Annotated in this window: 6 protein-coding genes; 3 read left to right on the forward strand and 3 right to left on the reverse strand. The window is 62.7% G+C overall.

Annotated features, from left to right (window positions below; genetic code table 11):
- Positions 1-313: 313 nt before the first annotated feature.
- Entirely contained in the window at positions 314-1,306 is a 993-nt protein-coding gene (locus tag EN884_RS19295; protein ID WP_082826414.1) for a membrane dipeptidase, read from the reverse strand.
- Between the two features lie 195 nt (positions 1,307-1,501).
- Between EN884_RS19295 and EN884_RS19300 the strand changes: the two genes are divergently transcribed.
- Positions 1,502-2,773, forward strand: coding sequence for an FAD-binding oxidoreductase (locus tag EN884_RS19300; RefSeq protein WP_063167556.1), 1,272 nt, complete (start codon positions 1,502-1,504; stop codon positions 2,771-2,773).
- Positions 2,774-2,776: 3 nt separating this feature from the next.
- Here EN884_RS19300 and EN884_RS19305 read toward each other — a convergent pair whose 3' ends face one another.
- Positions 2,777-3,694, reverse strand: coding sequence for a LysR family transcriptional regulator (locus EN884_RS19305; RefSeq protein WP_063167557.1), 918 nt, complete (start codon positions 3,692-3,694; stop codon positions 2,777-2,779).
- A 128-nt stretch (positions 3,695-3,822) separates the two neighbouring features.
- Here EN884_RS19305 and EN884_RS19310 point away from each other — a divergent pair, with 128 nt between their 5' ends.
- Positions 3,823-5,160, forward strand: a complete 1,338-nt coding sequence (locus tag EN884_RS19310; RefSeq protein ID WP_164745998.1) for an aromatic ring-hydroxylating dioxygenase subunit alpha — start codon at positions 3,823-3,825, stop codon at positions 5,158-5,160.
- A gap of 84 nt (positions 5,161-5,244) precedes the next feature.
- Positions 5,245-6,891 (forward strand): acetolactate synthase large subunit, encoded by a 1,647-nt coding sequence (locus EN884_RS19315; protein WP_063167559.1) that lies wholly within the window; start codon positions 5,245-5,247, stop codon positions 6,889-6,891.
- 48 nt (positions 6,892-6,939) lie between these two features.
- Here the strand turns inward: EN884_RS19315 and EN884_RS19320 are convergent.
- Positions 6,940-7,130: transporter substrate-binding protein (locus EN884_RS19320; RefSeq protein ID WP_164895058.1), on the reverse strand; the 191-nt coding region annotated here is incomplete at its 5' end.

The following is a 7,130-nucleotide window of genomic DNA, read 5'->3' on the forward strand; positions in this document are numbered from 1 at the left end:
GGCTCTACCCCTCAGCTGTTTTCGTTGTCTTGTTTTCAGGCCGCAGGCCATTCTCCAAGCCGGGCCGAATGTGTCGGTCCGCTAAAACTGCTAATAATAGACATCTATGTCTAGCGAAAATTTTGCCGGCACGTCCGAATCTTGGATACGGACGATCTTGCGGAAAATCTCGACATCTGTTCCGACCGCCGCCGGCGCGTCGACTTGGGCAAGTCACGGGCGGAATGTGATCGCGCAGACGATATGGCCTGGCCCGCCATTCGGTGGGGCCTGGATCAAGAGCTGTAGCGGAGATAGGCCTCTCGGCCGCCGCTCACTTCCAGATTTCAGCCGCCAGGCGCATGAAATTGCCGCCCAGGACATCGCGCACGGTCTGCTCGGACTGGCCGCGGCGCAGAAGAACCTCGGTCAGTTCGCGCATCTGACCTGGAGCCGCGTAGGTCGTCGCCCCCTCCGGATATTCGCTCTTGGGCCAGAATTGCGGATTGTCGGAAATGATGCGGTCGATGCCTTTGACATCAACCGGAAAGGCGTAGTCCAGTCCGATGCCGACATGATTTGGGCCAGCCAGGTCGACGAGATATTCGATGTGGTCAGCCAGCCTGTCCGAGTCCGTGCGTCCCTCTCCCAGGAAACGATTGAGCCCGACGATCGCGACGATGCCGCCGGTGCGCGCGCAGGCCTTGATCTGCTCGTCGGTGATATTGCGGCCATGGCCGCACAAGGCCTTGGCGTTGGAGTGCGAGAAGATGACTGGCCGGTTGGAGTATTCCATCACCTCCATCGAGGTGCGATAGCCGGTGTGGGTGACGTCGACGAACATGCCGAGACGGTTCATCTCGTCGATGACCTCGCGGCCGAACGCCGTCAGGCTGGTCTCGACATCGTGGCAACCGCCGCCGGCCAGATTGTTCCTGTTGTACGCAAACAGGATCTGGCGGACGCCCAGATGGTGATAGAACTCGACCATCTCGACGCGGCCGTCGAGCGCGTTCATGCCCTCGATGTCGAAGGTGATCGCCAGTTTGCCTTCAAGCTTGGCCTTGCGGATTTCCGCGACGGAGGAGACCAGCGTGTAGTGCTCGGGATTGGCAAGGATCCAGTGGCGGAAATTTGCGAGCGTCCGCACGGTCTGCTCCCAGGGCAACAGGTCGAAGCCGACATCGATCGACAGATAGTCGATGCCGGCGTCGCGCCAGATCTGCAGATTGTTCAGGTCCGCCGCCGGGTCCGGCATGAAGCCGGAATGCGCGTCCCATATGATTTCACTGTCGAAAATGGCCTGGGCGGCTGTCGAAACGCTCACTTTTTCCTCGCTCTCTCGGCGACACAACACAACGGAAAGCCGGATCAAGCGGCGTTCCGGACGTGTGATCCAGATGCAGTGCGCATCAAGTATCAGGCCACAGACACATGTGTCTAGACAGTCCGGGACGAGCCTGTATGGTCGCCGTCGCTGTATGTCGCTCCGACCGGAACATCGGCAAAAGGGAGAACAAAGATGAGTTCAAACGGAAGCCATGGCGGCAGCGATAGCAGGCATATCGCGGTGATTGGCGGCGGCATCATCGGCTGCAGCGCGGCTTTCCATCTGCTGCGGTCCGGCGTGCGCCGGGTGACGGTCATCGATGCCGGCCAGCCGGGTGCCGCAACCACAAGCGCCGGTGCTGGCTTCGTCTCCCATTGGTCCGCCGGCATGATCCCGCTCGGTGAAGAGGGCTTTCAGCTGCAGCAATATGGCCTCGATTTCTATCGCAGGCTGCACGAGGTCGGCGCCGAGATTGGTTATCGGCCGAACGGCACCTTGATCATGGCGCTGACCGAGGACGGGCGCGAACGCTTCGTCCGCCCGGTGCTGGATTCTCCCTATGCGCCGCCGGAAATGCAGGACCTGGACGCCGTGCAGATCGGGCAGAAGATGCAGGGCCTCATCGATCCGGCCCGGGTCCATTCGGCGGCCTACAATCCGCACGGCATCCAGCTCGACACCAAGCTGGCGATGGGGGTGCTGACCGGCCAGATCAGCGAGCTCGGCGGCGTCTTCCGCAGCAACACACGCGTGACTGCCGTCCATGATGCCGGCGACCGGGTGACGATCGAGACCGACCAGGGCGGTCTTGAGGCTGATGGCGTGATTGTTGCCGCCGGCGCCTGGAACAACCAGGTCCTGTCAGGCCTTGGCTGGCAGTTGCCGCTGCTGCGCGTCGTTGCAACGCGCATCGTCACCGACGACCGTGGGCTGCCATCGACCATTCCCACCGTCCAGTGCCGCGAATTGCGGCTGTGGCTGCGCGAGACATTCGGCGCCATAATGTGGGGAACCGGCCGGCACTACAAACCTCTCAACAAGACGAACGACAGCGAAATCGAACCCGGCCAGCCGCACAATATCGGGCTGATGCAGGAAACCTCCGAGCAGGAGCTTGCCGAGTTGCAGACGGTGTTCCCGCCGCTGCGCGGTTCGACGATCGCGAGCTGGGCGCAAGGCGTGCCGTGCTACACGCCCGACAACAACCTTATCGTCGGCAAAGTCCCCGGCAGCGACAATATCGTGGTCGTCGGTGGCGACAATGAGAGCGGCGTCACCCATGGACCGGGTCTTGGCCGGCTCTCTTGCGAACTGGTTCTCGGGCAGACCCCGTTCGTTTCCGTCGAGCGGTTCCGTGTCGATCGCTACGCCTCCAACGCCTTCAAGTCGGAAGCCGAGATCGAGGCCGCCATGCCGGCCTGGGGCGCGCGTCACGAGGCGTCGCGGTTTGGTCGCGAGGCCTGATCGTCAGCTGCCCCCGGCGCTTGCCTGCAAGCTGTCGCCGACGCTGCCGAGCAGCGCCTGCGCCACCGCCCTGACAACCGGGCCGGCGTTCTTCCTCATGACGATGTGGAAGGAGCCGGCGTGGCGCCGCGAGGTCTTGGTCAGCCGGACGAGCTGGCCGCGGCGCAGATGCTCGTCGGCAAATCCCGCCCAGGCGAGCGCCGCGCCGCGCCCGGCGATGGTTTCGTGTATCATCGACATGTAGCCGGTGAACCGAGGTCCGTCGAGTTTCCGGTCGGTTCCGACCCACGATTGCCAACTGTCGATCGCGCCCGGCGGCGTCACCTGATGCAGCAGCGGCACTGCCAGGAAAGCCTCAGGCTCTTCCGAGGCGAGCGCCGGATAACGCGCCAGGAACGCCGGCGCGCAAACCGGGAACCACTCACCCTCGAGCAGTTTTTCGGTCACGAAGTCGGGCCATTGCCCGGCTTCGCCGAAACGGATCGACAATGCCACTTCAGGCTGGTCGAAATCCCTGTAGTCGGTGGATGTCTGCAGCAGCACCCGGCCATCGGCAACCTGCGATGTGATGAGGCCGAAGCGCGGCATCAGCCATGCCTGCGCGAAGTCGTGGCTGCAGCCGACCACGAATGTATCGCTGTCGTGCGCGGTCAAATCCTCGACCGCTTGCCTGATGGTGCCGAGACCCTCGCGGATCGCTTCGGCCAGCGTGTTGCCGGCCCCGGTGACGGCGACGCGGTTGCCTCTGCGCGTGAACAGCTCGACCGACAGCTGGCGCTCGAGATTGGCGACATGCCTGCTGACCGCCGATTGTGCGATGTTGAGCTCCTGTGCGGCCAGCGTCAGCCCGCCATGCCTGGCGGCAGCCTCGAAGACGACCATGGCGTTCAGCAGGGGAAGCGATGTCTTGAGGGTTTTCACGATCCAAACCTGCTTTCATGCCTTTTCGATATGAATGTCTATCATTTCTGTATTTGCTGCAAGCCTTTCCGCATCGCACACTCTATCGAAACGTCATTCGAACGCCAGCGAGCAGAAAGGTGTTTGCCGTGCAGGCCTACACATCGAACAGCCAGCCTATCGACAGAAGCGAGACCGTCAGGCTGATCGACCGGCAACGTCCGGACTGGTCGCTGGAACAGGCCTTCTACGCGGCCCCTGCCATCTTCGCGCTGGAACGGGACTTGTGGTTTCCGCGTCAATGGATGCTTGTCGCCCATGCCAGCGAGGTCCCAGAAAAAGGCCGCTACATCGTGCGCCAGCTTTTCGACGAGGAGATCATCGTCGTGCGCTTCGACGACGGCGAGGAGGACATCGCGGCCTACTACAATGTCTGCACCCATCGCGGCTCGCGGCTCTGCGCCAAGGATGGTCGCGGCAAGCTTCTGGTCTGCCCCTACCATGCCTGGTCGTTCAGGCTGACCGGCGAGTTGCAGTCACGGCAGGATCTACCGGAAAGCGTCGATCCGGAAGCGCTGGGACTGCACCGCGTACCCTGCAAGAGTTTCGGCGGCCTCGTGTTCTGCGGCCTTGATGCCAATTCGCTGCCCGACATCCAGCCTGTCGCGGACGGGCTGACCGGCGGCTTGCGCGAAAACGGCCTTGACCGTGCACGCATCGTCGCGCGCAAGAACTATCTCACCAAGGCGAACTGGAAGCTGGTGCTCGAGAACTTCCTCGAATGCTATCACTGCCGGCCGGCCCACCCCGAATATTACCGCGTCAACGGCCATGTCAAAGTGACCGCGACCCGCGACGCCGACAAGGCGGTCGAGTGGCAGAATGAAATCGAGGCCTGGCACAGCGTCATCGGCGATGCCGAGTTCCACAAGGGCGCGTGGCAGGCTGGCGACCTCGACACGATGCCGTTTGCCATGCACCGCAAGCCGATCGGATCCGGCCGCAACACGCTGTCCAATACAGGTGAGGGGGTCTCATGCCTGATGGGCGGCCGTCACGCCTATGATGGTGGCGAAAGCGGCTTCCGCCTCGGACGCCTGTCGTTTGCAAGTGCTGCCAATGATTATGTCACGCTGTTCCAGATGATACCGCGCAGCGCCACGGAAACCGACGTCATTCTGACCTGGCTCGTCGACAAGGACGCCGATGGCGACATCGACGCCGATGCGATCAGCTGGATGTGGGACGTCACCACGGTGCAGGACAAGAAGATCACCGAGGACAATGCCGACGGCATCATGTCGCGCGCCTACCGGCCGGGTCCCTATACGCCGCTGGAAAGCCAGACCTCGTTCTTCGTGCAGACCTATCTGTCAGAACTGCGTTCGCTGATCACCGGCACGCGCGGCGCACCGATCAGCCAATGGTCTGCGCCGAAGGAACTTTTCGCCTCGCCGAAAGCGGCGAGTTGCAACGCGCGCCTCTGACCCGCAGCCGAAGATGCCTCTTTGAGGCGTCGCGTTCCGATGCCATATGAAGGTGGCCGACGGAATGTTGCGGGAGAGGTGGTCATGACCAAAGGTTCGGATCTGTTCGTCGCGGCCCTCGAGAACGAAGGGGTCGAGCGGATTTTCGGCATTCCGGGCGAAGAAAATCTCGATATCGTCGAATCCATCCGCCGCTCCTCGATCCAGCTGATCCTGACCCGCCACGAGCAGGCAGCCGCTTTCATGGCCGCCACCTATGGCAGGCTTACCGGCAAGCCGGGTGTGTGCATCACCACGCTTGGCCCGGGCGCGCTCAACCTTTCGACCGGTTCGGCCTATGCGCTGCTCGGCGCGATGCCGATGATCATGATCACCGGCCAGAAAGGCATCCTGTCATCCCGGCAGGCGCGCTTCCAGATCGTCGACATCGTCGCGGCGATGAAGCCGCTGACCAAGCTGTCGCGTCAGATCGTTTCGCCGAAGATGATCCCCTCGTTGGTTCGCGAAGCTTTCCGTGTCGCCCAGGAAGAGCGTCCCGGCCCCGTACATCTTGAATTGCCGGAAGACATTGCGGCGGCCGAGTGTGAACCGGTAGCACTCGTGCCAACGCATCCGGTCGAACTGCCGCTGGCCAGCCCGGGCGCGCTTGATCGCGCCGCCCGTATGATCATGGAAGCCAGGCGTCCGCTGCTGATGTTTGGTGCGGCGGCGTCGCGACCGCGCGTGACTCCCGATGTCGCCCAGTTCGTGCTGCGGACGCAAATTCCCTATTTCACCACGCAGATGGGCAAGGGCACCGTGCCTGGCGGCACGGAGCTCTATATGGGAACGGCAGCCCTTTCGGAGCGCGACTATGTGCACGAGGCCATCGAACAGGCCGATCTGATCATCACCGTCGGTCACGACACGGTAGAGAAGCCGCCCTTCATCATGGGGGCGAAGGGGCCGAAGGTCATTCATGTCGGCTACCATTCAGCCGATGTCGAGCAGGTCTATTTCCCGCAAGCCGAAATCGTCGGCGACCTCGGTCCTTCGCTGGCGCTGCTGGCCGACCGCATCGAGGGCAAGGTCCCCAATGCACAGGCCTTGCTGCCGCTGCGGGAAGGCATTCTGAGCCGCATCGCCGCGCGCGCCACCGAAGATCGCTTCACGCCGCAGCGCATCGTGCATGACGTGCGCGCCGTGATGCCGGCGGATGGGATTCTTGCCCTCGACAACGGCATGTACAAGATCTGGTTCGCGCGCAACTACCGCACCCGCATGGCAAACACGATCCTGCTCGACAATGCGCTGGCCACGATGGGCGCGGGCTTGCCGTCGGCGATGATGGCGGCACTGCTCTATCCGCAGCGCCGTGTCATGGCCATCTGTGGCGATGGCGGCTTCATGATGAACAGCCAGGAACTGGAGACCGCCGTCAGGCTCAAGCTCAATCTCGTCGTCCTGCTGCTCGAAGACCATGCCTATGGCATGATCCGCTGGAAGCAGGCGGTCGACGAATTTCCGGATTTCGGCATGACCTTCGGCAATCCCGACTTCGTCAGATATGCCGAGGCCTACGGAGCCAAGGGGACAAGAGTTGGCGAGATCGCCGATTTGCGGCAGGCGCTGGAACGGGCCTTCACCGGCGGCGGCGTGCACCTCGTCGTCGTGCCCATCGACTATCCCGAAAACACCAGGGTGCTTGTCGACGAATTGCGCGAGCGGCTGCCTGCGCCGCAAGCGAGCTGACGGCGGCAAAGCCGCCGTCAGGATTACCTGGAGCTGTTGCCGAAGCGCCTACAGTTTGCAGTAAGGGGTGGCCGGCGCGATCGTCCCGAAATCCTTGGCGATCTCATAGCTGATGCCGTCTGCGGCCGCCTTGCCGACATAGGAATGGCAGAGCGTGTGGTTGTTGCTGGCATCGACCCGGATCTTGCCTTGCGGCGCGTCGAACTCGATCGTCGGCAGCGCCTTGAGCACATCATCGT

It is taken from the genome of Mesorhizobium sp. M7A.F.Ca.AU.001.01.1.1 (assembly GCF_004022735.1).
Classification (GTDB): domain Bacteria; phylum Pseudomonadota; class Alphaproteobacteria; order Rhizobiales; family Rhizobiaceae; genus Mesorhizobium; species Mesorhizobium ciceri.

What these genes read in the sequence shown, in the direction of transcription:
- EN884_RS19300 (WP_063167556.1), top strand. Translation starts at nt 1,502, where the DNA reads ATGAGTTCAAACGGAAGCCATGGCGGCAGCGATAGCAGGCATATCGCG.
- EN884_RS19315 (WP_063167559.1), top strand. Translation starts at nt 5,245, where the DNA reads ATGACCAAAGGTTCGGATCTGTTCGTCGCGGCCCTCGAGAACGAAGGG.